Source organism: Sorangium sp. So ce1036 (assembly GCF_051369805.1).
Lineage (GTDB): Bacteria > Myxococcota_A > Polyangia > Polyangiales > Polyangiaceae > Sorangium > Sorangium cellulosum_F.
The window spans coordinates 7170730-7197006 of the sequence record NZ_JBBMOX010000001.1 but is presented as its reverse complement, the minus strand read 5'-3'; the positions used below and the strand labels follow the sequence as shown (position 1 = coordinate 7197006).

Here is a 26277-nt window from a genome sequence, read left to right as displayed (position 1 = left end):
GGCGAGTATACACCAGCGATACCTTGGGTCTCGGGCAGAATCTCGCCCCCGACCCCCTCCGCGCCTGAGCGCGTCTTCGACGTGACGCGCGCGCTGGCGCCGTGACGCGCGCCCTGACGACGCGGCGCGCGCGCCCGCCGGACGATGCCTGGCGTCATGCCCTGAACGAAGCGCGCCGGCCGCGCCAGCGCCGTGTGCGACACCCGCGCTTTCACCCCCACCCGCCCCGTCGGGGAGGACGTCAGGCAGGTTGGGTCGGCGTGCGCTCTCGGCCGGATCGTCGCGACGAGGCGCCCCCTTGTCACGGCCCGGGAGGGGACACCGCCTCCGGCGCGGCGCCCTCGCTCCCGAGCTCGTCATCGAGCCGCACGGCACCCCTCTCGATCTCGGTCGAGAGGTCCCGGCGACGCGGAGCGCGTCCTCGTCGTCCTGTGGCGATTCGTGGCGATCCTGCCGAGAGAGAGCAACATCTCGTGGTCGAGGAGTCGAGAGAATCGAGGAAGCCGAGTGAACCGAGCGAGCCGAGCGACCCGGTGCGCGCGTGAATCCGATCGTGAATGAAGCCAGGAATGGATCCACGGATGGATCCACGAATGGAAGCTCCGGCGCGCTGACCGACAATGTCCATTGCCGACAGCTCGCCCTTGCCGCGCGCGTGCGCGCGATGTAAGGACTCTTTCCTGACGCACAAAGCCGGCCGCGCGCGCCCGCAGGCTGGCATGGAAGAGGCTCCGGCCCGCACCGGAGCCGGGAGAGCGAGTCATGGAGAGTTCATCCGCCCCCCTCGTGGGGGCGACGCTTGGTCTTTGTCTGCTGTCCGCCTGCGTCGCGCCGAGCAACGACGCCGGCCTCGCCGCCACCGACTCGGCCGCCGAGGCCGCGAGCCACGATGAGCCGGCGTTCGAGGTCTGGGCCGTCGATCAGTCGGATACGAGCGGGCTCAGCTACGGTGGAACCGTTCATATCTACAGCGGCTCGAGCCTGACGGGCAAGATGGGTGTCGGGCCGGTCCCGGCGGAGGTCATCGACCTCGGGGCCCAGACCTCGACGCTGTGCCTCGAGCAGACCGGCGAGCGACCGGTCCGGCCGCACATGGTCTTCTTCAACGCCGAGCACACCCACGCGGTGCTCTCGTTCGTGGCCAGCGGCCATGTCGCGATCTTCGACGCCGCCGCGCGCGCCCCCGTCGCGTGCCTGCGCACGTCGGCGGGGGTCGACGGGGCGCGGCAGGCCCACGCCGCGGTCCCGGCGCCGGACGGCTCTTACATCCTCGTCGCCAACCAGAACGGCAAGCGGCTCGAGCGGATCGCGACGGACTACGCGGCGGGGACGTTCGCGTGGGAGCCGGCCGCGACGCTCGACCTCGCGACGTGCGTCACGCCGAGCGGAGATCCGTGCCAGTTCCCGCAGATACGGCCCGACAACGCGCCCATCTGCCCGATCATCGACGCCACGGGGGCCCACAGCTTCATCACGCTGCGCGGGGGCGGGCTGCTCGTCGTCGACGCGGCCGCGACGCCCATGCAGATCGTGGGCGAGTACGACGCGGCCACCGTGCACGGCAACGGCTGCGGCGGCGTCGAGGCCGGAGGCTCGATGTTCATCAACTCCGGCGGGGCGACGCCGGCGAACCTGGATCAGTTCGATGTGTACCGCTTCCCGCTCACCGGCTATGGGCCCGAAAACCCGGCCAACACGCCCGCTCCCGAGGTGGTGTTCGCCGACGGCTCGCCGGATCGCGACGCCCACGGCACGGCGCTCGTCAAGGGCCACGCCGTCTGGGTGCTGGACCGGATCCAGGGCGTGGCCGAGGTCTTCGACGTCGCGACCAGCGCGCACGTGAACACCGTCGACCTGAAGGGGACGTATTCGAGCGATCCCGCGCCGGACCTCATGGACGTCTCGCCGTCGGGCCACCGCATCTTCGTGACGCTGCGCGGCCCGACACCGCTGAGCGGCGATCCGCACGCCTCCGTCGGCAGCACGCCGGGGGTCGGCGTCATCCACGTGACCCAGGGCGGGCGCAGCGGCAAGCTCAAGGCCATCGTGCCGATCACCAACCTGGATGCGGGCGGCGTCGAGCGCGCTGATCCGCACGGGATCCGGGTGCGGCGGCTCTGAGCGGAGGCTCATCGCGGCCCCCCTGGACTGGGATCGTTCGTCCGCGGATCACCTCAGCTCGTAGACGTCGACCGTGTCCACCATCACGTGGGGCACGAGGACGCGTCCACGCTTCGTGTCATAACCGATATCGGCGGGCGTCTTCTGCTCGGGGATCGCGATCTCGAAGGCGCCGCCGAGGTCCCCGCGGAGCACCGCCGACGCGTCGTGGCTGGTCACGAGGAGCGAGTCTCCGAGGGAGATCAGGCCGTCGAGGCGGCCGCCGGGCGCCGTGGTGGTCACGTCCTGCCTTGCGCCCTCCTCGTCGAGGCGGAAGATCTTGGGAGCGCCGCTCGAGCAAACCACGAGCCCCTCGTCGGTCCACGCGAGGCCGTTCGGCATGCGCAGGTCGGTGGTCTTCACCAGCGCTCTGGCCTTGCCCTTCTCGATGACGTAGATGGCGTCGCTCGACGTCGCCTCGAGGTTGCCGGTCGCGCCGATCGTGAAGCCGGAGTCGGACACGTAGACCTTGCCGTCCGGAGCCGCCGCGACGTCGTTCAGCAACGTCGCGCCGGGGATGGCGAGCTCACCCTTCGGCGCCCCGGTCTCGAGGTCGAACCTCCGGACGGTCGTGAGGTCGGCCACGTAGAGCACGCCCTTCACGATCGCCGAGCCCGTCGGCGCGTCGAGCCTGACGTTGTTCTTGCCGCCCTCGATCCACTTCAGGTTCGTCACCTGACCGTCGGGCGAGAGGACGGAGATGAAGCCGTTGTCGTCCCTGTCGCCCGGATTGCCGTTGATGTTCGAAACGAGGTAGCGGTCGTTGTCCACGTCGTAGAGCACGCTCTCCGGCTTGGCGAAGCCGGTGTACCGGACGAGTATGCAACGCGTGGGGGCTCTGCTTGCGGTATCTTGGATTCTTCCCGGCCGTGGAGCCCGGGGTAGCCTACCCATCGACGCAGCACGTGGCGATCGTGGCGACGTGCGGTGTCCGCATCATCGAGACGGTCGCGTGGTCCGGCGTCGGCGTGGAGCCGGCCGAGGCGGGTCGGATCTTCTGGTAGGCGAGGACATCCGACGTCCCCAGGGACCCCAGGGTGCGCATCGAAGCCCACAGCATTCCAGTGAGCTCCGACGGGCGTGGCCACCGACCGTGGCCGGGCCTTCATCACCTCGTCGCGCCCCTGCGTCAGCGGCACCGGTGCGGACCGTGTCCGGTGCCGGGGAGGCGGCCGAGCTGCCCGGCGCGGACCGCCCCCTCTCCTCCGATGGAAGGCGGCGGCCCCATGCAAGCTACCCGGTCCGGTTGGCGACGCATGTTCGACCAGGGGTCCGGTCGTTGGCCGACGGCCTATGCTGTCTTCTCCTCCGGGGTATTCGTGAAGATGAACTCGATGTTCTGTAGGGCACCGGACCCAAGTTGCTGGCGCAGATAGCTCCAGACCGTTTCCTGCCGCTGCGCCTCGTTCTGGCCGCGGAACGAGCCGGACACCACGGTAGCGATGAGGCTCTGTTCTCCGACGACGTTCGCTTCGTCGACGTTGGGCATCGTGGTGAGTGCCTGCTCCAGCTCTGCTCGCGTCGCCATGTGCAACCTCCTAACGTCCTACAGTTGAGCCAGCACATCCGTGCCGAATCGTTTCAACGCCTCGCTCCAGACTTCCACGGTTTCTTGCTGGAGAGCGCGCGCGGCGTGATGACCGCGCCCCGTCGCGGTGTTGCGGTCGGCACGGTGAACGATCCAGTGCCGACGCTTCATCATGGGACCCAGCTTGTCTCGGTAGGGATCCAACAGACCCTTCGGTAGCCCGATCCGCTCCAGGACACCCTCCACCTCGCCCGGATCGTTGAAGTTCGAGCGTTCGAGGTTCTCCAGAACGGAACGAGCAATGAGGTCGTCCACGCTCGTGCCTCGAAAGGGCGCGAGATCGTCCAGGGTGAAGGTCGATCGTGGCTTCTTCCCCGCCAGCGGTACGTCTTCGAGGTGTACCGCGGCGGCCAACGGGAGCTTCCACTCCAGGAGGTTGCGTAGGAGGTCTTCGAGCGTAGCGTGCAGGAAGACGACCGCCGCGCGCAGGACGTCGGTCGTTTCCACCGGGCGGCGTCCCGACCCTGCCGTTGCGCCTTGGTAAACGGCCGCGAGGTGTCGGACGCGGTCTGGGTTCGCGGCGAAGCAGGTCTCGATCTCGACCTTTACGCCGTCCATCCTGGAACCAGCCTGCCGCACTGTCGAGCGAGCGAGCCGCGGCAGCGAGCCCGCTGCTGATGCCGCGGGGGAGGGGGGGAGAGCGGGACCTTCGGGGCGCAATCGTTCCCCTCCCGCCGCCAACGGTGACATCGGCGGTCGATGAGATGTGTCCGCGCTGCGGCGGGACCGCGTCCGGTGCCGAGGAGGCAGCTGAGCTGCCCGGTGCGTACCGAGAAGCAGCTGAGCGGCTCGTCAGGCATCGGCCAGGCTCGGCGGGATCGAGTGTCCCGGTCGGTCCGGGAGGCGTGTGCCCGTCGGGGGGCTTCGCGGAGCCGAGAAGGGCGGACGCCAGCGCCGGTCAGCGCTCGTCCTGCGCCAGGGCGCGGCGGGCGGCTCGCCGGCGCTCCGCGGCCGCGGAGATCGGGAGCGCGAGCGCGCGGGCGATCCAGGTCAGCCCGTGCCCCGCCGCGGCCAGGAGCGCCACGCCGCGCACCCTCCAGGGCACTGCGGCGGCTCGATCCAGCGCGCGGCGCGCCTCGATCTGCGCGCCGGGGCCGGCCCGGTCCAGGGGCGGCGCGGCGCCGCGCTGCGCGTCGGGCTCGAACGAGGGGGCTTCAGGCGAGGGCGCAGGGACTGCGTGCGGGGCCGCCGCCGCCTCGGGGGCGCTCTCCGGAGCTCGCCGCGCGTCGGCCAATCGCACCTCCGTGCTCGGCGCGCCGCGCACCTCGGGCACGGAAGGGGAATGAGCCCGAGGACGAGCGTGGCGAATGAACAGGCGATGAGGTGCCGGGCCCCGCCGAGCGACGGTATCCACGGGGATCGCCCGGGGCCGGCGAGCGGCACGAGGACGACAGGCGCGATCCCGCGTGGACGCCCGTGCGCTCGCCAGCGCTCGACCGTGGCGCGCATCGCTTCGAGGGCGCGCTGACGCCGCTTGGCCGCGCTCGCCTCGGTGATCCCGCGGGCAGCGGCGATGTCGCCGAGCGGGATGCCCTGGCAGTCGTGCAGCACGAGGATCTCGCGGTCGAGCGGATCGCGCGGCTCGAGGGGGCGCTTCCAGCGTCCGCAGCGTCGCGACGTCCGCCTCCTGAGGCGCCTTTTGCGCAATCTCGATCTCCTCCTCGGCGAGCCGCTCGTGGCGCCGGTCGCTCCTGCGCCGGAAATCGCGGACGTGACACACGCGGTCAGCGCGGTGGCCGCCACGTGGTTCATCAACGATCCGGGCGTCGGCTGCGTACCGCGGGGGCGCGGCGAGCCCGCGGGCGCCGCGGACCGAGACATCTACTGCTGCGAGAGAAGGGAACGCGAATGATGCGGGATCAGCGTGGCGGGAGCAGGGAGGTGCCGAAGCATGGGGACCGCATGGACGGCTGGAGGGCGGTGCTGGGGGGGACGCTCGCCGTGGCCTGCGGCGGGTGCGCTCCGTATGACTTCGGCGACGCGACATGTCCTGGCGAGTGCCTTCCCTTGGCGGACTACGAATACGCCTCGCCCGAGCTCGTCTGGACGGGGGACGCGGACAAGGCGCCCGAATGCCCGGAGGGGTTCACCAGGAGCGTGGAGGGCTGGATGGATCGGAGCGCGGAGACGGTGTGTCCCGAGCGCGCGTGCGGTGAGCCGCAGTGCAAGCTCCCCTCCCAGCTCACCGCGCACTCCAGCGCCTCCTGCGATGGGTTATCGGGTTCCCTGCGTGCGGAGACGGTGGACTGGAGCGGGAGCTGCCATCCCATCGCCTGGCCCGTCCCGGGGGTGGGGTCCTTCGAAGCTCAGACCGGCGCGGCGTGCGAGCCGATCTCCGCGCCTACCGTCGAACAACCCGCCCCCGCGCGGAAGACGTACGGTCAAGTCTGCACCACGCGCAGGTTCGACGAAGCGGTGTGCGAAATCTGGGAGGTTTGTTTTTCCCGACGCGGATCCACCCCCGCGCCAGTTCAGGCGCTGTATGCGGATGCTCCAGCGGCCGAGCTCGGAATGCCCGCAGGACTACCCGGAGCGGGTCGTGCTCTACCGGGACGCGGAGGACACGCGCGGGTGCGAGCCGTGCACGTGCGAGCCGCAGGGGGCCACCTGTACGGCGAACATCACGATGTTCACCGGGTCCAACTGCGATGTGGATCTGGATCGGTTCTCGGACGTCGTCTCCGAGGAGGGAGCGGGTGTCTCCGCCGGCGCGGCCCCCCTTGCGGCCAAGACGATGAGGGCCGAGTGGATCGAGAACGACCCCGGGACCGGCTGCATCCCGCGGGGCGGCAGCGAGGAGCCCGTGGGCGAGGTGAAGCCGGCCGAGCCGGCGGTCTACTGCTGCCAGCCGCTCGAGGAGGAATGAGCCGGGCGCGAGGGCGCGACGGCGAGGCGCCGCGACCCGCGCCGGCCCATCCCATGCGGCGGGCCGGTCTATCACTCCTTCGGGAAGTTGCCCCGGGTCAGCAGAAGAACCGCCATGGCGGTTCGCCTCTCGGCCCGGCTTCCCGCAGGAGCGCTATCCGGATCGCCGGAAGAGGTTCATCAACCGGCGGAGCAGCCCAGGTTTCTGGGCGGGGGTGTCCGCAGCCTGCTCCTTCCCGCGGCGCGCTGAAGAGGGCGCCGCGTCGCGGGGCTTCGCGGCGGTAGCGCCGCGGGGCTTCGCGGCGGCGGCGTCGCGGGGCTTCGCGGTGGCGGCGTCGCGTTCGGCGGGGGGCCCGGGCTCCTCGCGCCGGGGCTCCGCGGCGTGGGCCGCCGCCCGGTTCGGCGCAGGCTTCGGTCCGTGCTTGCCGGCCCGCGCCTGGACCCTGGCCTTCATCGCCTCCTTGGCGGTGAGCGCCGGCTTCTTCTTCTTCGGGAACGCGGCGGTCGGCAGCGGCACCCATACCGGCGGCGGCGGCTGGGGCGGAGCCGTCGGCTCCGGGCTCGGCGTCGGCTCCGGCGGCGGGGCGGCGGCCGCCGCGGCCGGCGTGCGGGAGCGCTGCGGCTCCCGGGAGCCCTCCCGGGGAGCGGTTGCCACTCCAGCGGCGGGCGCGGCCTTCGCCGCGGCGGGCCCGGTGCGCCCCTCGCCGCCCCGCTCACCCTTCGCGGCGGCGGCGGGCGTGCGACGCTCCCGTGCGGCGGCGTCCGAGCCGGGTTGCGGCGCCGGCGCGCGCGGCCGCGGAGCGGCGCCGTCGGCACCCGCCCAGGCCCGGCGGGGCGCGCCGGTCCTCGGCGTCCCGGACCTCTCCGGCGGGCGGCCCTCGCGCGCCGCGCGCTCGACAGGTCCGCGCTCGCGCGCCTCACGCACAAACGATCCGCCCTCGCGCTCCGCGCGCGCTCGCGCTCCGCGCTCCGCCGGGCTGGTCGAGCGCTGCGGCGAGGGGGCCTGCGCGGCGGCAGGCGTGCGGGGGCGGCGCATGTCGATGACCCGCCGCGGGCGCGCGGCGGCGGGCGTGACGGGCGCGGTGGGCGCTGCGGGCGCTGCCACGGCCTCCGGGCCCGCCTCGGCGGATGCCGCTGCGCCGCCTTCCGTTGCTCCCTCGGCCGCCGTTTCCGCTGCTCCCTGCGCGGCCTCCGCCGCTCCCTCGGCGGCCGTTTCCGCCGCTCCCGCCGTGGCCTCCGCTGCTCCCCCGGCTGCCGCCTCCGTCGCTCCCGCGGCGACCTCCGGCACGCCCGCGGCGACCTCCGTCGCTCCGGGCGCGACCTCCGGCACGCCCGCGGCGACCTCCGTCGCTCCGGGCGCGACCTCCGGCACGCCCGCGGCGGCCTCCACCGCGCGCGGGTCCGTCGCGCGCTCCTCGACGGGCGCCGCGTGTTCCGGCTGTCCCCCCTCGTTTTCTGCTGTGTGCTGCTCGACCATCGGCCCCCTCCATAGCGTCCTCCGGCGCTTCGCGAAACCGGATCCCTCCGCGCTCCCACGCTCCCGCGCACCCCGCCCCCCGCGCACCCCGCCCCCCCGCGCACCCCACCCACCCCGCGCGGCAGCGCCCCTCGCCCCCCGACCCGGCGCCCGCGCTCGCGGGAGCACGCCGGCCGCGCGCCTCACCGGGCCCGGTCAGCTCACCGCCAGCTCACCGCGCACTCCCGCGGGCTCCGGCGGCTCCGGCGCCTCCAGGGGGAGCTCCACGAAGAACGAGGCGCCGGCGCCCGGCACGCTCTCCACGCGGATGGATCCGCCGTGCGCGGCCACGATCCAGCGCGCGATGTAGAGCCCGAGGCCGAGGCCGCCGAAGTTCCGGACCGACACCGCGCGCTCGAAGCGCTCGAAGATCCTGCCCTGATCCGCCTCCGCGATCCCGATCCCCTGATCGCGGACCACGAGCAGCGCGCGATCGGCCTGCCGGCGCACGCCGACCTGAACGAGCTTGCCGGCGCCGTACTTCATCGCGTTGGACAGCAGGTTGATGAGGACCTGCTCCAGGCGCGACGGATCCCAGCGCCCGATCACCGGCTCGTCCAGCTCGAGCCGGACCGGACAGCCGGCGTCCGCGAATTGCTGGCTCATCCGCTCGACCACCTCGCGGGCCAGCTCCGCGAGGTCGACCGGCGCGCGCACGATCGCGAGCCGCCCGGCGTTCAGCTTCGTGACGTCGAGCAGCTCGTCGACCAGGCGCCCGAGCCGCGCGAGCTGGCGGTCGAGGACCCGCAGCGTCGCCTCGAGCCGCTCCGGCGGGAGCTGCGCGCGCTGGTGGCGGCGCAGCAGCCGCTCGACGAGCTGCGCCTGCATCTGCAGCGACGTCAGCGGGGTCTTGAGCTCGTGGGAGGCGACCGTGAGGAACTCGTCCCGCCGCCGGATCGCCTCCTGCGCCTCGGCGAAGAGGCGCGCGTTGTCGAGCGCGAGCGCCGCCCGGCTCCCCAGCTCCTCGGCCAGCCACCGCTCGGCGGGGCCGTAGCGGCGCCGCGGCGCGGTCGACAGCAGCGTCATGACCCCGAAGCACCGGTCGCGCGCGAGGAGCGGGACCCGGAGGAACGCCTGGACGCCGAGCGGCTCCAGCGCGGGCGCGGCGCGGAGATCGCCCACCTCGGCCCGGACCGGCGACGCCGCCGTCAGGGGGCGCAGCGCGCGCCTCACGGCGTCCACCCGCCCGTCCGGGATCCCTGCGACGGCCGCCAGAGGGCCCGGCGCGTCGCCGTCGGAGCGCACCTCGACGAGGCACTGATCGGCCAGCTCGGGCACGGCGAGCTGCGTCACGCTCTCGAGGGTCGCGCCGTAGCCGAGGGCCATCAGCTTGCGGCTCGCCTCGGCCAGGAAGCGCTCGGCCTGCTCGGCCCGCTTGCGCTCGGTGATGTCCGTGGAGATGCCGCAGACCGCGCGAGACTCGGCGCCCTGGCCCAGAGGGAACTTGACCGAGAGCGCGGTGCGCGGTCCGCTGGCGAGCGGCACCGTCTCCTCCCACTCCATCGGCGCGCCCGCCTCGAGCACCTTCCGGTCGTGCTCGCGGATCATCTCGGCGACGGGAGCAGGGAAGAGCTCTGCGTCGGTCCTCCCGAGGAGCTGCTCGCTCGGCACGCCCAGGAGGGCGCCTACCTGCCGGTTGGCGAGCAGGTAGCGACCCTCGTGATCCTTCACGTAGACGCTCGCCGCCGAGTTGTCGACGATGGCCTGGAGCATCTCCTGGTTGGCTTTGAGCGCCTGCTCCGCCCGCCGCCGCTCGGCGTTCTCCTGCTCCAGCTCGGCATAGAGCATCGCGTTCTCCAGCGAGATCGCCGACTGCGAGGCGAGCAGCTCGACGACGCTCAGCCGCCCGGGGGTGAAGGCGCCGGTGACGAGGTTGTTCTCCAGGTAGAGCAGGCCGATCAGCCGGGCCTGGCGCACGATCGGGAGGCACAGCACCGATCTCGGGCGCCTGCGCCGGAAATACTCGTCCTCCATGAAGGGGTGCCTGGCGGCGGCGTCGTCGAGCAGCACGCGCTCGTGGCTCCGGCGAACGTAGTTGAGGACGGACTGCGGCAGCGCGACAGAAGGCGCCTCGCTCGCGCCGAGCAGCCGCACCGCTTCCCCCGGCCTCTCGATCGCCGCGGTCCACAGGCGGTCATCCCGGATCAGGAGGACGTGTCCCTCCTCGGCGCCCGCGTGCTCGACCACGACGCGAAGCAGCATCTCGAGCAGCCGCGGGAGCTTGAGCTCGCCGGAGATGCTCTGCGCGGCCTTCACCACCGACAGGACGTCGAACTGCTCGGCCCGCACGGCGAAGGTGACGGTGGGGGCGATCGGCTTGCGCGGGGCGAGGTGGGGGTAGCGCTGATCGAGCTGCTCCACCTTGGCGTGGGCGCCCCAGCGGAAATAGGCGGAGCGAGCCTCTCGCAGGTAGCTGTCGGCGGGTATCGTGAGGCCGCGTGCGCGGTAGAGCCCCGCGGCGAGCTCGCAGGCGATGGCCTCGTGCTGGACGAAGCCGCCCTCGCGCGCCGCCGCGATGGCCTGCTCGTAGAGCCGGCTGGCCTCCGGCTCGCGCCCCAGGAGCCGGGCGATCTCGGCGCGCACCAGGGCGTGCTTGTGGAGGAAGTTGTCGGGGCCGCTCCTGGCCCACTCGCCCAGCTGCCGCTCGCACTCGAGGAGCTCCTCGGGGGCCGCCCGCAGCGGGGATGGCTCCGCCTCGCGCGGCGCGTCGAAGAGGGCCGCGAGCGCGAGCGCGCGGTAATAGAAGCTCTCGGCGATGAGCGCGTGCGGCCCGACCCTGGGGGGGTGCTCGGCGATCGCGCGGGTCGCCGCCGCGAGCGCCTCTCGGGGAGAGCCGAGCACGAAGAGCGCCTGGGCCTTCAAGCTGTAGTAGAAGTCGCGAGCGGTCTCCAGCTCCCCACCCTCCTCCAGCCGCGCCTCGAAGGCCGGCGGATCCAGCTCGGACCCGTCCGGCATCGCGAGGCGGACCGGCCTCCCGCGCAGCGTCTGGATCATGGCGTGGCCGCCGAGGAGGGCGTTGTGCGCGAACGCGTGGCCGACCCTGCGCACGAAGCCGAGGCGCTCTTCGACCTCGTGAAGCACGCCGTCCAGCGCCTCGCCGGCGAGCAGCGGGAACAGCGCGGCCCAGATGCAGTTGAGGCACGCGTTGTTCACATCACCGGACTCGACCGCGGCGCTGAAGCCGTCGCGCGTGGTTGGATACGTCTCTCGGTAGTGGCGTGTCCAGAAGACGACATAGTGTCCGAAGAGGATGACCACCAGCGATTTCGTGGTGAGGAGGCCGCTCCTGTCCGCCAGGTCGTGGCCGAGCTTGCCGAACAAGTAAGCCTCCCGATATCGCCCGAACCTCGAGCTCATCACCATCGCGAAGGCGGCGTACGCGACCGCGGAGTGCTCGGCGTTGCCGTGGCGCAGGCTGAGCTTGACCATGCGCATGACGGCGAGGTGGTACAGGTTCACGTCCACGAAGAACGAAGGGAGGGACACGCTCTGCAGCACGCCCATCGTGATCTTGATCTCCGGGTGCGTCATGGGAGGCAGGTGGATCAGGTCCTCGATGGCCCGATCGCCCAGGGCCTGCCAGACGCTCTCGGTCTCCTTCTCGACCTGCGCGTCGGTGGGGTGGAGCGGCAGATCGACGTCGCACGCGCGGAGGCACGAGAGCCCGATCTCCACCGCGCGTGCGTAGCGCCCGCGGGTGGCGTTCAGCGCGGCGACGAGCTCGACGACGGCGGCCGTCTCGTGCCGGGTCCGCGCGCGATCCATGAGCTCTTCCAGGCGCCGCTCGGCTTCCTCGAAGCTGCCGGTGATGTACGCGATGTGCGCGCGCTCGAAGGCCAGGCCGTAGGTCAGCTCGTGACGTGTCTCCCAGGAGGCCGGCGCGAGCAGGGAGAGGCCAGCCGCGAAGAGCGCGGCGGCGGACTGGAAGGCCGCGGCCGCCTTGGCCTTCCTGCCGGCGCGGAGGTTCAGCGCCGCGACCTCCTCCCGCTCGGCCTGGGAGCGCAGGAGCGCGGCGCCGCGGTTCATGTGGCCGACGACGTCGAAGAGCGCGTCGTCGCGCTCCTCGGCGCGTTGCGCCGAGAGGAGCAGCTGCCCGATCCGGAGGTGCATCTCGGCGCGCTGTCCCGCCGGGATGAGCGAGTAAGCGGCTTGCTGCACCCGATCGTGGAGGAATCGATAGGCGCCGTCCCGGCGGAGGAGCAGCCCCTCCCGCACGGCCTCCTCGAGCGCGTCGCGGAGCTCGGCCGCCGGGCGGCCCGCGACCACCGCGAGCGTGTCGAGCTCCAGGCTGCTGCCGAGGCACGCGGCGAGCGTGAGGGCGTCCCGCGTCGGAGCCGAGAGCCGCTTCAGCTTGCCCGCCATCAGCTCGACGACGTTGTCGGTGAGCTCCTTGCCCCGGATCGCGGCGATGTCCCACCGCCACCTGCCCTCCTCCGCGTCGAAGGTGATGAGCCCCTCCTGATGCAGCGCGATCAGGAACTGGAGCACGAAGAACGGGTTGCCGCCGGTCTTCTCGTGAACCAGCCGCGAGAGCGGCTCGACCTGCTCTGCGGACGCGTGCGGCGCGTGGACCGCCTCGGCGACGAGCGCCCCGACATGGGTGGCCGAGAGGGGCGCGAGGACGAGCTCGGAGACAGCGGCGCCGCGCCTCCGCGCCTCGGCCAGCGTGAGCCGCAGCGGGTGTGCGGGGCCGACCTCGTTGTCGCGGTACGCGCCGATCAAGAGGAGGCGCTCGGACCCGGCGTAGGTGGCGAGCTGCTCGAGCAGCTGGAGGCTCCCCGCGTCGGCCCACTGCAGATCGTCGAGGAAGAGCGCCACGGGGTGCTCCTTCTGGGCGCACGCCGCGACGACGCGCTGGAGGGTGGCGTGCAGCCGGCTCTGCGCCTCGGCGGGCGGCAGCTCGGGCACGGGCGGCTGGGGGCCGAGGAGCAGCGTGAGCTCGGGGAGCACGTCGGCGAGCAGCGCGCCGCTCTCGCCGAGCGCCTCCCGGAAGCGCTGTCTCCAGCGCTCGACCTGCTCCTCGCTCGCGCAGAGGATCTCCTGAAAAAGCGCCCGGAACGCCTGATGGAAGGCGCGGTAGGGGACGTCCCTCGCGGTTCGATCGAACTTGCCGGAGAGGAAGAAGCCCCGCTCCCTCACGATCGGCCGGTGCAGCTCGGCGACGAGCGACGACTTGCCGATGCCCGAGTAGCCCGACACGAGCACGAGCTCTGACCGGCCTTGCGCCACCACCCGCTCGAACGCGGCGAGCAGCGCCTCCACCTCGCGCTCGCGCCCGTACAGCCGCTGCGGCACCTGGAACCGGTCCGAGAGGTCGCGCTGACCGAGCGCGAAGGGCTGGATGGCGCCGCGCGCCCGCCACCTCGCGAAGCACTCGTCGAGGTCGTGTCGCAGGCCGGCCGCGCTCTGGTAACGCTCCTCGGCGGCCTTGGAGAGCAGCTTGAGCACGACCTCCGACAGGAGCGGGGGGATCGAGGGGACGCGCGCGTGCGGCGGGGCCGGCCTCCGCGCGATATGGCAATAGACCCACTCGACGGGATCGCTTGCCCGGAACGGCAGGGTGCCCGTCAGCATCTCGTAGAAGGTGACGCCGAGGGAGTACAGATCGGTCCGCTCGTCGATCCACCGATTCATCCGGCCCGTCTGCTCCGGCGCCATGTAGGCCAACGTCCCCTCGATGAGCCCGGCGTGCGCGAGGTGCTGGTGCTCGCGCGGTACGCGGGACGCGATCCCCAGGTCGGTGATCTTCGCCTCGCCGCTCATGGGGTGGATGAGCAGGTTCTGGGGCTTGATGTCCTTGTGGATGACGTGGCGCCGGTGCAGCTCGGCGAGCGCGTCGGTCAGGCGGAGGGCGAGGGGGAAGAAGCGCTCGAGCGGCATCGGACCGTCCAGGAGCCGGTCGAGCGACACGCCGCCGAAATCCTCCAGGACCAGCGCCGGCTGATCGCCGAGCACCTCGATCGCATAGGGCTTGACGACGGCCGTTGTATCGAGCGCCCGGGCGACCTCGTATTCATGATGCAGCCGCTCGAGGGCGCGGGGGCTCGCGTGATCGCGCCGGAGGACCTTGAGCACCACGGGGAGGCCGTCGTCCTCGCGCACAGCCCGGTAAAGCAGCGTGTCCGATCCCTCGTAGAGGGCCTCCTTGACGGTATAACGGAAGAGACGGGCTTGCTCGGAAACGTCGGAAGTGGCCACTGTGAAGGCCCCGGGGTTGGCGGATCTCAAGCTCAGGAATATTCCCAGACACGCCTCACGGTGTCACGGCTTTGATTGGCCTGTGGACCGCGGGCCGCCCGGTCGAGCTCACCTATGCAGGAGCGAGGTGGACGCCGTGATCGAGCGCCTCCGGTGGGTCGATCGGGAGCTCCACGAAGAACGAGGCGCCGGCGCCGGGCGCGCTCTCCACGCGGATCGATCCGCCGTGCGCAATCACGATCCAGCGCGCGATGTAGAGCCCGAGGCCGAGGCCGCCGAAGTTCCGGACCGACACCGCGCGCTCGAAGCGCTCGAAGATCCTGCCCTGATCCGCCTCCGCGATCCCGATCCCCTGATCGCGGACCACGAGCAGCGCGCGATCGGCCTGCGCGCGCACGCTGACCTGAACCAGCTTGCCGGCGCCGTACTTCACCGCGTTCGACAGCAGGTTGATGAGGACCTGCTCCAGGCGCGACGGATCCCAGCGCCCGATCACGGGCTCGTCCAGATCGAGCTGGGTCTGGCAGCCGGCGTCCACGAGCTGATGGCTCATCCGCTCGACGACCTCGCGCGCGAGCCCCGCGAGGTCGACCGGCGCGCGCACGATCGCGAGCCGCCCGGCGTTCAGCTTCATGACGTCGAGCAGCTCGTCGACCAGGCGCCCGAGCCGCGTGAGCTGGCGGTCGAGGACCCGCAGCGTCGCCTCGAGCCGCTCCGGCGGGAGCTGCGCGCGCTGGTGGCGGCGCAGCAGCCGCTCGACGAGCTGCGCCTGCATCTGCAGCGACGTCAGCGGGGTCTTGAGCTCGTGGGAGGCGACCGTGAGGAACTCGTCCCGCCGCCGGATCGCCTCCTGCGCCTCGGCGAAGAGGCGCGCGTTGTCGAGCGCGAGCGCCGCCCGGCTCCCCAGCTCCTCGGCCAGCCACCGCTCGGCGGGGCCGTAGCGGCGCCGCGGCGCGGTCGACAGCAGCGTCATGACCCCGAAGCACCGGTCGCGCGCGAGGAGCGGGACCCGGAGGAACGCCTGGACGCCGAGCGGCTCCAGCGCGGGCGCGGCGCGGAGATCGCCCACCTCGGCCCGGACCGGCGACGCCTCCGCCAGGGAGCGCAGCGCGCCCCACACGGCGTCCTCCCGCCCGGCCGGGATCCCTGCGAAGGCGGCCGCAGGGCCCGGCGCGTCGCGGTCGGAGCGCACCTCGACGAGGCACTGATCGGCCAGCTCGGGCACGGCGAGCTGCGCCACGCTCTCGAGGGTCGCGCCGTAGCCGAGGGCCATCAGCTTGCGGCTCGCCTCGGCCAGGAAGCGCTCGGCCTGCTCGGCCCGCTTGCGCTCGGTGATATCGGTCGAGATACCGCAGAGCACGCCGGGCATCCCCCCCTCGCCGAGCGGGAACTTGACCGACAGGAACGTGTGCACCCCGTCCTCCAGCGGCACCTCCTCCTCCCACTCCATCGGCGCGCCCGCCTCGAGCACCGCCCGGTCGTGCTCGCGGATGACCTCGGCCATCGGCGCAGGGAAGAGATCGGCGATGGTCTTCCCGAGCAGCTCCTCGACCGGCATGCGCAGGAGGTGGCCCACGTGCCGGTTGGCGAGCAGGTGCCGGCCCTCGCGGTCCTTCAAGACGATGGCCGCCGCCGAGTTGTCGACGATCGCCCGGAGGGTCGCCTGGTTGGCCGTGAGCGCCTGCTCCGCCCGCCGCCGCTCGGCGTTCTCCTGCTCGAGCTCGGCATAGAGCATGGCGTTCTCGAGCGAGATGGCCGACTGCGAGCCGAGCAGCTCGAGCACGCTGAGCCGCGCGGGCGTGAACGCCCCGGTGACGAGGTTGTTCTCGAGGTACAGCAGGCCGATCAGCCGGGCCTGGCGCACGATCGGGAGGCACAGCACCGATCTCGGGCGCTTGCTCCCGAAATACCCGTCCTCCATGAACGGGTGCCTGGCCGTGGCGTCGTCGAGCAGCACGCGCTCGTGGCTCCGGCGAACATAGTTGAGGACGGCCTCTGGCAGCGCGGCCGCCCCCGCGTCGCTCGCGTCGAGGAGCCGCACCGCGCCCCCCGGCGCCTCGCTCGCCGCGATCCACAGGCGCTCGTCCCGGACCAGGAGGACGTATCCCTCCTCGGCGCCGGCGTGCCCGACCACGATGCGAAGCAGGGTGTCGAGCAGGCGCGGGAGCTTGAGCTCGCCGGAGATGCTCTGCGACGCCTTGACCACCGACAGGACGTCGAGCTGCTCGGCCCGCACGGCGAAGGTGACGGTGGGCGCGATCGGCTTGCGCGGGGCCAGGAAGGGGTAGCGCTGGTCGAGCTGCTCCACCTTGGCGTGGGCCCCCCACGCGCAGTAGCCGGCGCGGGCCCTGCGCAGGTAGGCGTCGGCCGGCGTGGTCAGCCCGCGCGCGCCGTAGAACCTCGCGGCGAGCTCGCAGGCGATGGCCTCGTGCTGGACGAAGCCGCCCTCGCGCGCCGACGCGATGGCCTGCTCGTAGCGCCGCATGGCCTCCGCCTCGCGGCCCAGGAGCCGGGCGATCTCGGCGCGGACCAGGGCGTGCTTGTGGAGGAAGTTGTCGGGGCCGCTCCTGGCCCACTCGCCGAGCTGCCGCTCGCACTCGAGGAGCCGCTCCGGGAGCGCCTCCTCGGGGCGCGGCCGCGCGTCGTCGCGGCGGGCCGCGAGCGCGAGCGCGACATAATAGGTGTTCTCGGCGATGAGCGCGTACGGCTCGGTCCTGAAGGGGTGCTCGACCATCACGCGGGTGCCCGCCGCGAGCGCCTCGCCGGGAGCGCCGAGCAGGAAGAGCGCCTGGGCCGTCAGGCTGTAATGGAGGCCGCGAACACCCTGCATGTCCCCCTCGTCCAGCCGCGCCTCGAAGGCCGACGGGGTGAGCTCGGACCCCTCCAGCGTCGAGAGGCGGACGGGCCTCCCTCGCAGCGTCTGGATCATGGCGTGGCCGCTGAGGAGGGCGCCGTGCGCGAACGCGTACCCGGCCCGCTGCACGAAGCCGAGGCGCTCCTCGAGCCCGTGGAGCACGTCCTCCAGCGGCTCGCCGGCGAGCAGCGGGAACAGCGCGGCCCAGAGGCAGTTGAAGCACGCGATGTTCAGATCGCCGGACTCGAGCGCGGCGCCGAAGCCGGCGCGCGTGTACGGATACGTCTCCCGGTAATGGCGTGTCCAGAAGACGACGTGCTGCCCGAAGAGGGTGAACACGAGCGATCGCGTGGTGAGCAGGCCGCTCCTGTCCGCCAGGTCGTGGCCGAGCTTGCCGAACAGGTAAGCCTCCCGGTATCGTCCGAGCCTCGGGCCGATCAGCCTGGCGAAGGCCGTGTACGCCTGCGCGGAGCTCTCGGCGTTCCCGTGGCGCAGGCTGAGCCTGACCATGATCATGACCGCGAGGTAGTGCAGGTCCTGGTCCACGAAGATCGCGGGGCCGGACACGCCGTGCAGCACGCCCATCGCCACCTTGAGCTCCGGGTGCGTCATGGGGGGCAGGCGGATCAGATCCTCGATCGCCCGGTCGCCCAGGGCCTGGAAGACGCTCCTCGTCTCCTCCCGGATCTGCGCGTCGGTGGGGTGGAGCGGAAGATCGATGTCGCAGGCGCGGAGCCACGAGAGCCCGATCTCCACCGCGCGGGAGCATCGCCCGCGGATCTGGTAGAAGGCGACGGCGAGCTCGACGACGGCGGCCGTCTCGCTCCGGGTCCTCGCGCGCTCCAGGAGCTCTTCGAGGGGCGGCTCGGCGTCATCGAAGTTGCCCGTGATGTACGCGGAGCGCGCGCGCTCGAGGGTCAGGTCGTAGGCCAGCCCGCGCTGCGCCTCCCAGCGGTCCGGCGCGAGCAGGGCGAGGCCGGCGGCGAAGAGCGCGGCGGCGGACTGGAAGGCCGCGGCGGCCTTGGCCTTCCTGCCGGCGCGGAGGTTCAGCGCGGCGAGCTCGTCCCGCTCGGCCTGGGAGCGCAGGAGCGCGGCGCCGCGGTTCATGTGGCCGACGACGTCGAAGAGCGCGTCGTCGCGCTCCTCGGCGCGTTGTGCCGAGAGGAGGAGCCGCCCTATCCCGAGGTGCATCTCGGCGCGCTGCCCCGCCGGGATGAGCGAATAGGCGGCTTGCTGCACGCGGTCGTGGAGGAATCGATAGACGTCTCCCCGGCAGAGGAGCAGCCCCTCGCGCACGGCCTCCGTGAGCGCCTCGCGGAGCTCCGCCGCAGGCCGGCTCGCGACGATGGCGAGCGCGTCGAGATCCACGCTGGCGCCGAGGCACGCGGCGAGCTTGAGCGCGTCCCGCGCCGGGACCGGGAGCCGCTTCAGCTTGCCCGCCATCAGCTCGACGACGTTGTCGGTGAAGCCCTTCTCGCGGATCGCGGCGACGTCCCACCGCCACGCCCCCTCGCGCGCGTCGAAGGCGATGAGCCCCTCCTCGTGCAGCTCGAGGAGGAACTGGAGCACGAAGAACGGGTTGCCGCCGGTCTTCTCGTACACCAGCCGCGAGAGCGGGCGCGCCTCCTCCTCGCCGGCGTGGACCGCCTCGGCGACGATCGCGCCGACGTCGGCGGCCGAGAGCGGCGCGAGGACGATGTCGGAGACGACCGCGCCACCCTTCTGCGCCTCGGCCAGCGTCAGCCGGAGCGGGTGCGCCGGGCCGACCTCGTTGTCCCGGTAAGCGCCGATCAAGAGGAGGTGCGCGGCCCCGGCGTGGGTGGCGAGCTGCTCGAGCAGGAGGAGGCTGCCGGCGTCGGCCCACTGCAGGTCGTCGAGGAAGAGCGCCATGGGGTGCTCCTTCCGGGCGCACCCCGCGACGAAGCGCTGGAGCGCCGCGTGGAGCCGGCTCCAGGCCTCGGCCGGCGGGAGCTCGGGCACGGGCGGCTGCGGGCCGAGGAGCAGCTCGATCTCGGGGAGCACGTCGGCGACCAGCCCGCCGTCGGGGCCGAGGGCCCCCCGGAGGCGCTGGCGCCAGCGCTCGAGCTCGTCCTCGCTCGCGCACAGGATCTCCTGCACGAGCCCCCGGAACGCCTGAAGGAAGGGGAGATAGGGGACATCCCTCCTGAGCTCCTCGAACTTGCCCGAGAGGAAGAAGCCCCGCTCCCGCACCACCGGCCTGTGCAGCTCGGCGACGAGCGACGACTTGCCGACGCCCGAGTACCCGGACACGAGCACGAGCTCCGGCCGGCCCTGCGCGAGCGCGCGCTCGAACACGGCGAGCAGCGCCCGGACCTCGCCCTCGCGCCCGTGGAGCCGCTGCGGGACCTGGAACCTGTCGGACAGGTCGCGCTGGCCGAGCGGAAAGGCCTCGATGGCGCCGGTCGCCGCGAGCTGCGCGGCGCACCGGTCGAGGTCGTGCCGGAGGCCGAGCGCGCTCTGATACCGCTCCTCCGCGGCCTTGGCGAGCAGCTTGAGCACGACCGCGGAGAGCGCCGGGGGGATCGAGGGGACGATCGCGTGCGGCGGCGGCGGCCTCTTTGCGATGTGGCAATGCACCCACTCCACCGGATCGCCGGCGTGGAAGGGCAGGGTGCCCGTCAGCATCTCGTACAAGGTGACGCCGAGGGAGTACAGGTCGGTCCGCTCGTCGATCCAGCGGTTCATCCGGCCCGTCTGCTCGGGCGCCATGTACGCCAGCGTCCCCTCGATGAGCCCGTCGTGAGACGGGCCCTGGGGCTCGCGGGGCGAGAGCGAGGCGATCCCGAGATCGGTGATCTTCACCTCGCCGGTCTCGGGGTTACAGAGCAGGTTTTGGGGCTTGATGTCCTTGTGGATGACGCCGTGTCGGTGCAGCTCGGCGAGCGCGTCGGTCAGGCGAACGGCCAGGGGTAAGAAGCGATCGAGCGGCATCGGCCCGGCCTGGAGCCGATCGAGCGAGCGGCCGCCGAAGTCCTCCAGGACCAGCGCCGCCTGGTCGCCGAGCGATCCGAGCCCGTGGGACCTGACGACGGCCGTCGTGTCCAGCGCCCCGGCGATCTCGCCCTCGTGGTGCAGCCGGCCGAGGGCGCGCGGGCTCGCGTGATCACGCCGCAGGACCTTGAGCACCACGGGGAGGCCGTCGTCACGCACCGCCCGGTAAAGCAGCGTGTCCGATCCCTCGTGGAGGACCTCGATCGCGGTATACTGAGACATACACTTGTGTTGTGCCGGGCCGGTCGCGACGAGCCCCCGCGGGGGCCCGGGCCTGGCAGCCACCAAGTGCAGCTAGGCTGCCAGAGGCGCCGCGCCTTGCCACCGCTTTGAGCGGCCCGACGGGCTGGACCGGGCTCGGCGCGCGGGCGCGTCTCCGGCGCTGGCCGGCGGGCCGCCGCGCCGCGGTCGACGCGGCGACGCGCGATCGAAGGTGCTACTCGCCGAGGTAGGGGATCAGATTGACGGTATCGCGATCGAGCTGGTGGATACCGTAGCTCCGGCCCGCGAACAGGATCTCCTCTCCGCTGACCACGAACGTGTCAGGCCGCCCCGCGAGGGGGAAGTACGCCTGCGCCCTCGGCTGCTCGGGCTGCTCGAGGGAGATCGCCAGCACGCCGCCGGGGACCCCGAACAGCGCGCGGCCGTCGGCGGTGCCGGTCAGCGACGCCCACGACGCGATGCGCACCTCGGAGAGCACGTTGAACGCGCTGCTCGCCGGGGGATCGTCCTCGTCCTCCGGGGGCGGCGGCTGCTCCTCCGCGGGCACGGGCGCGAGCGTGGTCAGCTTCTGGTTGGGATCCCACCCGTGATACCACGCGTACGTCGGGCGCCAGATCAGCCCGTGGGACAGGACGGGCAGGCCGCGATCGTCGATGGAGATCGCGTTGATCTGGCGGTTCGGGAACCGCCGGTAGTCCTGCAGGTACGCGAGCCCCTCGTGCACCTCGAGCCGCGCGATCGCCGTCTCGATGAACTGCTCGCCCCACACCTTGTCGCTCGCGAAGATCGTCGAGCCCTGCACCGCGAGGACCTCGCCGGGCACGTTGACCGCCGGCGCGAGCGCGGGCTCCATGGGGTTCGACCGATCGAGCCGCGTGAGGAAGTACTGCGTGTGCGGGCGCGGGTCGTCGTTCGCCCTGACCAGCCGCTTCACGGTCATGTACAGCTCGCCGTCCTCGGTGAACAGGCTCACGGCCTCGTCGCCGGGCGGCAGCGCGACGGGCGGCGTCAGGCTGGGGGCATCCGGGTCGGTGAGATCGACCCCGTGGATATCGAGCTGCGCCCAGGTCCGGCGCGGCACGTATTCGCGGCAGCTCGTCTGGGTGACGCCCGGGAGGTCGTCCCGGCCGACCTCGATCGGCGTGCAGGTCGTGTCCGCGCCGGCGTGATCCACGCACTCCGCGAACCCGCCGTGGCAGTACTCGTCGCCGCGGACGTTGCGGCACGTCCGCTCGCCGGCCACGTACGTGCAGCCTTCCTGGCCGAAGCAGCGGGTGTCGCCGATCGTGACCGTCCGGCACTCCCAGCCGTTGCCGAGCTCCTCCGCGTGGCTGATGACGCGCAGGAAAGCGAGGGAGTCGGCCAGGGCGTGCACGGTCGGGAACGACTTCCCGCCGACGTGGTAGGTGCCGAACGACGGCAGCTCGCCCGTGTCGAGCGCGCCCGCCTCCCGCGGCGCGGTCGGATCGGAGAGATCGTACACCTGGAGGTGGCTCACCTTGCCCACCCAGTTCTCGAAGGTGGTGGTGAGGGTCACGAGCAGGTCGCCCACCTGGAAGAGCTGCGCGTCGGCCGGCACCTCGAAGCGCGCCACGGGCGCGGCGATCTGGGTGAGCCCCGCGCTCGGCACGACGTCCACCTGGGCCATGCGGGGGGTGTCGTCCCAGTAGAGATCGCTCGGATACTTCACCCGCACGCGGTGATCGCCGAACGCGAAGACCCTCACGTAATCCGGGGCGAGCTCGAGCCGTCCGAGCTCCGCGGGGCTGTCGAGGTCGCTCTGGCTGAACAGGCTGAGCTCCTGGTCGGACACGTTCGCCGTGGTGTCGCCCTCCGCGTGGAACGTGCGGCGCACGGGGGTCCCGTGCTCCATCACCCCGCGGCGGGTGAGGGTCGTGTCCGAGAAGGTGAAGATCTGCACGCCGGAGAGCGTCCGCCACCGGTTGTCGACGCGCATGCGCGTCGAGAACGGGAGCAGCACGATGCCCGTCTCGGTCTCTCCGGTCGGCGCCGCGACCGACACGGCGTCGTCGAGCACGGAGAACGCGCGGTGGTCCCAGCTCGCCTCGGACCAGCTCCAGCCGCTGCCGTCGCCCGCCACCTCGGCGCGCGCCACCAGGGGATTGGCGTTCTGCAGGTCGGTGATGTCATAGAGGCTGGCCGCGAGCTTGCGGGTCCCTCCCTCGTCGTTCACGCCGATCCCGATCAGGCGGGTCGCGCCGAGGACCGGGCGGAAGAAGTCGTTCCACCCGGACACGATGAACTCGCTCTCCTCGGCGACGTTCCCCGCCGGATCGATGGAGAAGGCGTGGAACGGATCCTGGCGGAGGTAGGTGACCGCGAACGCCCTGTCCTCCAGGAAGATGGCCCCGAAGAGCGACTGTCCGGTGCCGAACTCCTCGCTGTCGACCGGCACGAGGTCGTCGGGATCGGCCGCGTTCCAGGTCTCCAGGTGGCTGGACGCCCCGCCGCTCCACCGCGGCCCGGAGAACACACGCAGCGTGTCGTTGCGGAAATCCATGTGGAACTGGGAGCGCACGTAGCCGGCCGTATCGACGGTGTCGCGCAGCGTCATGGAGCCGTCGTGGCTCGAGATGTCGATGACCGAGACCTGGCTGGCCTCCTCGGACCAGCTGGAGCCGCTGCGCGCCACGAGGAGCACGTCGGCCTCGGCGTGGATGGCGGTCACGGTGTCGCCGAGCTCGATCTCGGTGCGCTCGACGAGGCCGTCGTCGCCGATATCGAAGCTCTTGACCCGCGTCTTGCGGACATACTGCCACTGGCCGGCGGCGACCTCGACCAGCTCCGACCCGTTCGAGGCGACGTAGAGCGAGCTCGTGCTCGCGCCGCGCGCGACCCGGCTGGTCATGATCGAGCCCGCGACGGGCAGGTGCGAGAGGAGCTTGGGCGCGGCGCGGTCGGCGATGTCGATCAGCAGGACGGTCCCGCCCGTCTTCCTCTCCACGGTGAGGCCATCGGCCTTGAGCTGATAACCCGCCCAGTCGTTCATGAGCACGACGGCGCGGTCGCCCACGACGTACATCTCGACCGGGGTGCCGGTGATCGGCATCTGGCCGAGGAACTGCGGGCTCGACGGATCCTGGATGTTGATGACCTGGAGGCCGCGGTAGGGGTTGAGGTTGAGGAGATGTCCGTTACCGAGGACACGGTAGATGTCGCCCTCCTCGATGTCGCGCCCGGACTCCTCCTCCTCTTCTTCTTCCTCTTCCTCCTCTTCTTCCTCCTCCTCACCGAAGTAGCCCTCGCTGAAGGGCTCATCGGCCGACACGAAGTCGGTGGGCCCCTCGGGCGTCTCTGCCGGCGGGTCCTCGTCGGGCGGGTTCTCGTCGGGCGGATTCTCGTCGGGCGGATTCTCGTCCGGCGGGTTCTCGTCCGGCGGGTTCTCGTCGGGCGGATTCTCGTCCGGCGGGTCCTCGTCGGGCGGATTCTCGTCCGGCGGGTTCTGCGTGGTGGGATCAGGCGGGTTGTCGTTGCCGCCCCCGCACCCCTGTCCAAAGAGCAAGAGAAGCGCGGCCATCACGCTGGCCGGCCCCAACAGCACACGTCTGCAAGCAGCTCTCTTCGCCACGGACCACTCCTCCTCTACCTCGACCGAGGTATGGAACCTGCGTACACCCTGTGTTCAGCCGCGGTCTGCGCTCCCCGGGGCAGGGACGCCGGCGCGCTGGGTCGTCCGGCCGCGGGCCGAGAGCCCGGGCCGGCGCGGCGCAGCGCGCGATCGGCCTTGCCTCCCGGTTTTGGCCTTCGTGGACCGGGGAGTCGCATCGCGCAGAGTATCCAATGGCTGGAGGAATTGCTCAACGTGGAACGCGGCGAGGGGAAGGTGAGGACAGCGGCTGTCCACACGCCCCGAGGATGATGTCTGGACGGAGCGGGGGCCCGACGGCTCACAGGGGCGGCCCTCTGCCCACACCCCGTGCTCGTCCGTTCACGCGGGTCACCCGGGGCGTCGGGCAGGGACGTCGTTGCCGCGCGAGGCGTCACGCCGAGGGCCCTCCCCTCATCGTGGCGCCGGGGAGGAGCGGTGATGTCGAGCGCGAGAGGGGCCCGATGACCTGAGTCCACTTCGCCTGTGACGTCGTCCGTTGTCCCGTGGCCGCCATTCCGCGGGCCGCCGCGCGCGCTCAGGGCTCCTGGCCGCCGCCGTGTCGCCAGCGAGCGAGCGCGCGCGCTGCGCCGCCGGCGCGGGCTCTGTCGTCGAGGAGCGCCGCGGCGACCCGGTGCCCGGTGCGCTGGAGCTCCATGCCCGCATGGCGGGGTCCGGCGATCTTGACGACAACGTGACGCATGACACCGTGACACCGTGACAATTCCAGGGGGCCTTCGAAAGAGCCGCCGGAGCGCACGTTCTCCCGCGTCAACCAGGACATGCGCGGGCAAGACCAGGCAAAACGGGCACGATCGGGGATGACCGGGCAAGACCGGGCAAGACCGGGCAAGACCGGGCAAGACCGGGCAAGACCGACACGTGGACATGCGAAGGTCCGGGTCCAGGAAATTGTTCGTGGCCTTCGAGCTTGCTCGTTGACATTGCGGTTCGATTGCTGTCAATTGCACGATTGCCACGATGTCTTCTGCTCGCGATTCTTGACGATCGACGTCGCACGACGCCGATCGGCCAATCGTCTCCGGGCAGCGGACAGGGGCATCGGGGATAGATCCGTCTTGCGGACTGGTAAGGAGAATTCGAGATGAAGAAGATGATTGCGGCCGCGATCCTCGGCATTCCCGCGACGTTCGGCTTCGCCGGATGCAGCTCGTCCACCACGGCTCAAACAGGAGATTTCAACAGCGATCTTGGCGAGCAGACCGGGCGGGCGAAGCAGGCGCTCTCGGTGTGCGTGGACGTCCAGCGCGGGCTGCCCGGCAGCGCGGTGGAGGACACGTTCCTCGACGAGTCCTCGGCGGACAACCCGAGCGGCGCCAGCGGGACGCTGTATACTGGCCTGTCGAACGGCTACGAGAAGCGCTCGCTGCTCAAGTTCGGCCTCGACTTCATCCCGGCGGGCTCGATCATCGACTCGGCCACGCTGAAGCTCCACCAGAACTGGCGCGACGGCGAGAGCACGGTGCGCGTCCACCAGGTCACCGCGCCGTGGTCGGAGGATACCGCCACGTGGACGAGCTCCGCGAGCAGCTATGACGCCACCGTCGTGAGCACCATCGCGACCCAGAGCCAGGTCGCCGGCATTGTCACGGCCGACCTGACGGCGGTCGTTCAGGGCTGGACGGACGCCGGGAACAACCATGGTATCGCGCTCGAGGAGGATCTGGTCCTGAAGACGGAGTTCAAGAGCAGCGAGGAGGCGAACGCGGCCAGGCGCCCGATGCTGAGCGTCTGTTACACGGCGCCGACCTGCGATGACGGCATCCAGAACCAGGGGGAGGAAGGGGTCGACTGCGGCGGGCCCTGCGCCGCCTGCCCGCCGGTGGGCGTGATGATCACCCAGCCGGGCGAGGCCTACGGGCACCACGGCGCTTGCGGGGGCTGGAACGGGTGCGGCGACGCGGCCACCTGCGCGCAGTGGGCGTGCGAGGTCAACGGCTACGCCCAGCTCGTGTCGCACGGGGCGGACGCGCCGTGCACCGAGCTCGACAACTGCCACCTGTTCTACTCGCGCGGGGACATCCAGTGGAACTGGGGCAACTGGTGCGAGGTCAGCGGCGTCACCGACATCGTCTGCTCGAACTAGCCGGTCGCCGGGCCGGGCTCCCCGTGGGCGCCGGGCGCGCGTCGTCCGGCGCTCCGGGATCGGGGGCGTCGCGCGCGGCGATGCGGGGGACGCCGTGGCGGCTCGCGCGGTAGATCCGCGCCGCGCACGGCGCGGGCGCTCCGGCCGG

At 71.9% G+C, this 26277-nt stretch carries 13 protein-coding genes; 4 read left to right on the top strand and 9 right to left on the bottom strand.

Annotation, left to right across the window (positions count from 1 at the left end):
• Positions 1–762 precede the first annotated feature (762 nt).
• Entirely contained in the window at positions 763–2121 is a 1359-nt protein-coding gene (locus tag WMF31_RS26905; protein WP_436604688.1) for a hypothetical protein, read from the top strand.
• Between the two features lie 48 nt (positions 2122–2169).
• Here WMF31_RS26905 and WMF31_RS26900 read toward each other — a convergent pair whose 3' ends face one another.
• Positions 2170–2943, bottom strand: a complete 774-nt coding sequence (locus WMF31_RS26900; protein ID WP_436604687.1) for an SMP-30/gluconolactonase/LRE family protein — start codon at positions 2941–2943, stop codon at positions 2170–2172.
• 86 nt (positions 2944–3029) lie between these two features.
• Here WMF31_RS26900 and WMF31_RS26895 point away from each other — a divergent pair, with 86 nt between their 5' ends.
• Complete coding sequence (locus tag WMF31_RS26895) at positions 3030–3164, top strand: hypothetical protein (RefSeq protein ID WP_436604686.1); 135 nt, start codon at positions 3030–3032, stop codon at positions 3162–3164.
• 287 nt (positions 3165–3451) lie between these two features.
• On the opposite strand, the gene WMF31_RS26890 is transcribed toward WMF31_RS26895, so the two are convergent.
• The 3 genes from WMF31_RS26890 to WMF31_RS26880 all read right to left on the bottom strand — a co-directional run bounded on the left by WMF31_RS26890 (position 3452) and on the right by WMF31_RS26880 (position 5021).
• Positions 3452–3688, bottom strand: coding sequence for an AMP-binding enzyme (locus WMF31_RS26890; RefSeq protein ID WP_436604685.1), 237 nt, complete (start codon positions 3686–3688; stop codon positions 3452–3454).
• 18 nt (positions 3689–3706) lie between these two features.
• Complete coding sequence (locus tag WMF31_RS26885; protein ID WP_436604684.1) at positions 3707–4306, bottom strand: hypothetical protein; 600 nt, start codon at positions 4304–4306, stop codon at positions 3707–3709.
• Positions 4307–4646: 340 nt separating this feature from the next.
• On the bottom strand, positions 4647–5021 hold the full coding sequence (locus WMF31_RS26880) for a hypothetical protein (RefSeq protein WP_436604683.1): 375 nt from the start codon (positions 5019–5021) through the stop codon (positions 4647–4649).
• Between the two features lie 1215 nt (positions 5022–6236).
• Between WMF31_RS26880 and WMF31_RS26875 the strand changes: the two genes are divergently transcribed.
• Positions 6237–6614 carry a hypothetical protein gene (locus WMF31_RS26875; RefSeq protein WP_436604682.1) on the top strand — a complete coding sequence of 126 codons (378 nt, stop codon included), beginning with the start codon at positions 6237–6239 and terminating at the stop codon, positions 6612–6614.
• Between the two features lie 153 nt (positions 6615–6767).
• On the opposite strand, the gene WMF31_RS26870 is transcribed toward WMF31_RS26875, so the two are convergent.
• From WMF31_RS26870 to WMF31_RS26850, 5 genes are all read right to left on the bottom strand, one after another.
• Positions 6768–8090, bottom strand: coding sequence for a hypothetical protein (locus tag WMF31_RS26870; protein ID WP_436604681.1), 1323 nt, complete (start codon positions 8088–8090; stop codon positions 6768–6770).
• Between the two features lie 195 nt (positions 8091–8285).
• Complete coding sequence (locus tag WMF31_RS26865; RefSeq protein WP_436604680.1) at positions 8286–14327, bottom strand: AAA family ATPase; 6042 nt, start codon at positions 14325–14327, stop codon at positions 8286–8288.
• A gap of 112 nt (positions 14328–14439) precedes the next feature.
• Positions 14440–20415, bottom strand: a complete 5976-nt coding sequence (locus WMF31_RS26860; RefSeq protein WP_436604679.1) for an AAA family ATPase — start codon at positions 20413–20415, stop codon at positions 14440–14442.
• 214 nt (positions 20416–20629) lie between these two features.
• Positions 20630–23953: a beta-propeller domain-containing protein gene (locus tag WMF31_RS26855; RefSeq protein WP_436606604.1), complete on the bottom strand. Its 3324-nt coding sequence runs from the start codon at positions 23951–23953 to the stop codon at positions 20630–20632.
• Positions 23954–24560: 607 nt separating this feature from the next.
• On the bottom strand, positions 24561–24725 hold the full coding sequence (locus WMF31_RS26850) for a hypothetical protein (RefSeq protein WP_436604678.1): 165 nt from the start codon (positions 24723–24725) through the stop codon (positions 24561–24563).
• Between the two features lie 402 nt (positions 24726–25127).
• Between WMF31_RS26850 and WMF31_RS26845 the strand changes: the two genes are divergently transcribed.
• Complete coding sequence (locus tag WMF31_RS26845) at positions 25128–26129, top strand: DNRLRE domain-containing protein (RefSeq protein ID WP_436604677.1); 1002 nt, start codon at positions 25128–25130, stop codon at positions 26127–26129.
• The last annotated feature ends 148 nt before the right edge of the window (positions 26130–26277 follow it).

Coding starts and splice junctions, on each gene's coding strand:
- WMF31_RS26905 (WP_436604688.1), top strand. CDS start 763: ATGGAGAGTTCATCCGCCCCCCTCGTGGGGGCGACGCTTGGTCTTTGT.
- WMF31_RS26890 (WP_436604685.1), bottom strand. CDS start 3,688: ATGGCGACGCGAGCAGAGCTGGAGCAGGCACTCACCACGATGCCCAAC.
- WMF31_RS26885 (WP_436604684.1), bottom strand. CDS start 4,306: ATGGACGGCGTAAAGGTCGAGATCGAGACCTGCTTCGCCGCGAACCCA.
- WMF31_RS26875 (WP_436604682.1), top strand. CDS start 6,237: ATGCTCCAGCGGCCGAGCTCGGAATGCCCGCAGGACTACCCGGAGCGG.
- WMF31_RS26870 (WP_436604681.1), bottom strand. CDS start 8,090: ATGGTCGAGCAGCACACAGCAGAAAACGAGGGGGGACAGCCGGAACAC.
- WMF31_RS26860 (WP_436604679.1), bottom strand. CDS start 20,415: ATGTCTCAGTATACCGCGATCGAGGTCCTCCACGAGGGATCGGACACG.
- WMF31_RS26855 (WP_436606604.1), bottom strand. CDS start 23,953: ATGGCCGCGCTTCTCTTGCTCTTTGGACAGGGGTGCGGGGGCGGCAAC.
- WMF31_RS26850 (WP_436604678.1), bottom strand. CDS start 24,725: ATGCGTCACGTTGTCGTCAAGATCGCCGGACCCCGCCATGCGGGCATG.
- WMF31_RS26845 (WP_436604677.1), top strand. CDS start 25,128: ATGAAGAAGATGATTGCGGCCGCGATCCTCGGCATTCCCGCGACGTTC.